The following is a 2,290-nucleotide window of genomic DNA, read 5'->3' on the forward strand; positions in this document are numbered from 1 at the left end:
CCCACCGGGGCCCCGCCCGGGGGCGCCCCGCTTCACCGCGTCACGTCACATCCCGTACGCGGCGAAGGCGGCCGGCAGGGCACCGGCGGCGTGTCCGGCGGGGCGGCGGCAAGGCGTCGGCGGGGTATCGGCGAGGCGCTCGGCGGGGCACGGCAAGGTGCCTGACAGGGGGTGCACGAGGGGCTTGCGACACGCATCGTGCGCCTCTTGTGCGCCCTATGTCGCCACGGAACCTTCCTTCGATAAGCTGTACCGAACCCGCCCGCCGCATATGCCGCGGTGCCGCGCCGTCCCTGCGGCCTCCGGGTGTTCCGCATTCTCCGTACGTCTCGCAGGATTTCGAGAATCTCGCAGCTCAAGCTCAAGGAGAGTCATCGAGCGATGGCCGGTCCAGCGTTCCGCGCCGCCGCCGTCCGGGTGCGCGTCCCCGCCACCAGCGCCAACCTCGGCCCGGGCTTCGACGCCCTCGGCCTGTCCCTGGGGCTGTACGACGACGTGGTCGTCCGGGTGGCCGACTCCGGGCTGGACATCGACATCGCGGGAGAGGGGAGCGAGACGCTCCCGCGCGACGAGCGCCACCTCCTCGTACGCTCCCTGCGCACCGCCTTCGACCTGCTGGGCGGACAGCCCCGCGGCCTGGAGATCGTCTGCGCCAACCGCATCCCGCACGGCCGCGGCCTCGGCTCCTCGTCCGCCGCGATCTGCGCCGGCATCGTCGCCGCCCGCGCCGTGACCATAGGCGGCGACGGCAAGCTCGACGACACCGCGCTCCTGGAGCTCGCCACCGAGATCGAGGGACACCCCGACAACGTGGCGGCGTGTCTGCTCGGCGGCTTCACCCTCTCCTGGATGGAGAGCGGAGCCGCGCGCGCCATCAGGATGGACCCCGCGGACTCCGTCGTTCCGGTGGTCTTCGTACCCGGCAGGGCCGTGCTCACCGAGACCGCCCGCGGTCTGCTCCCGCGCACCGTCCCGCACGTCGACGCCGCCACCAACGCGGGCCGCGCCGCCCTGCTCGTCGAGGCGCTGACCAGGCGTCCCGAGCTGCTGCTGCCCGCCACCGAGGACCGGCTGCACCAGGAGTACCGCGCCCCGGCCATGCCGGAGAGCGCGGCGCTGGTGGAGCGGCTGCGGGCCGACGGGGTCCCCGCGGTCATCTCCGGCGCCGGGCCCACCGTGCTCGCGCTCGCCGACGAGGCCGCGGCCGACAAGGTCGCACGACTGGCGGGCGAGGGCTGGGCGGCCAACCGGCTGGCCCTCGACGCCACGGGAGCGAGCGTGCTGCCGCTTGCTCCGTGACACTCGGTTGCCGGATTTCGAGAGGGGGAATGTTTGTTGGATCCGGTAGTGTTAACCTCAAGTCTGCACCCGACCCCACCATGGCGAGGTGCTTCACGTCCCCGTCCGGGACAACCATTCTTCCGGGAGCCCCCCAAACTGCTTTGTGCCATGCATCGGGTTGCATTGGGTGCTACGCGCGCTGAGCGGTGCTGAGCACGCTCCGGAACCGGCGTGAACGAGCCGATGGACACAGCACCTCAGGTCCATGGCCCCGGGAAACGTCATCCCAGAAGTTCCCTCCGCCTTTTGGCGGACCACCGCCCCGGCACGGTCCACACAGCAAGGACCACTGTCGGACAGCACAACCGGTCGCCGAGCCAGACAGGCCGACGTCCGCTCCAGGGAAGGACCCTTCGTGAGCGACACCACCGATCTGATGGGCGCACGTGTCGAGGAGACCGCTGCCGCGCCCGCCACGGACGCCTCCGCGCCTGCCACCGGTGCCGGCTCCCGTCGGCGCCGCGGTACCGGCCTCGAGGGCATGGTGCTGGCCGAGTTGCAGCAGGTCGCATCCGGCCTCGGCATCAGGGGCACCGCGCGGATGCGCAAGAGTCAGCTGATCGAGGTCATCAAGGAGGCGCAGGCCGGAGGCGGTGCTTCCCCCAAGGCCGCGTCCGCCGCCGGCGCCGACGCCGAGGCGAAGCCCAAGCGCCGGGCCACCTCGAAGGCTCGTACGGGTGACGAGACCGTCCCCGCCGACGGGAAGAAGGCGGACGCCGAGGCCGGGAAGGCCGTGGCGCAGCAGCAGATCGAGATCCCCGGCCAGCCCGACGGCGGCCCCTCCCGCGGTGAGGCCGAGGACGCCCCGGCCGAGCGCCGCCGCCGTCGCGCCACCGCCGACGCGGGCAGCCCGGAGACGGTCACCGCCGAGGCGAGGACCGAGCTGAAGACCGAGCCGAGGGCCGAGGCACCCGCGCAGCCCCAGGGCGAGCCCAGGGGCTGCGCGGGT

General features: G+C 73.0%; 2 protein-coding genes. Both read left to right on the top strand.

Annotated elements, in window-relative coordinates:
* Positions 1 to 381: 381 nt before the first annotated feature.
* Positions 382 to 1,299 (top strand): homoserine kinase, encoded by a 918-nt coding sequence (gene thrB / locus HO151_RS05985; protein WP_173895057.1) that lies wholly within the window; start codon positions 382 to 384, stop codon positions 1,297 to 1,299.
* Positions 1,300 to 1,696: 397 nt separating this feature from the next.
* Positions 1,697 to 2,290: Rho termination factor N-terminal domain-containing protein (locus HO151_RS05990; protein ID WP_173895058.1), on the top strand; the 594-nt coding region annotated here is incomplete at its 3' end.

It is taken from the genome of Streptomyces sp. 8P21H-1 (assembly GCF_013302945.1).

Bases quoted from the DNA above. Each gene is read 5' to 3' on its own strand.
- thrB (WP_173895057.1), top strand. From the start codon at position 382: ATGGCCGGTCCAGCGTTCCGCGCCGCCGCCGTCCGGGTGCGCGTCCCC.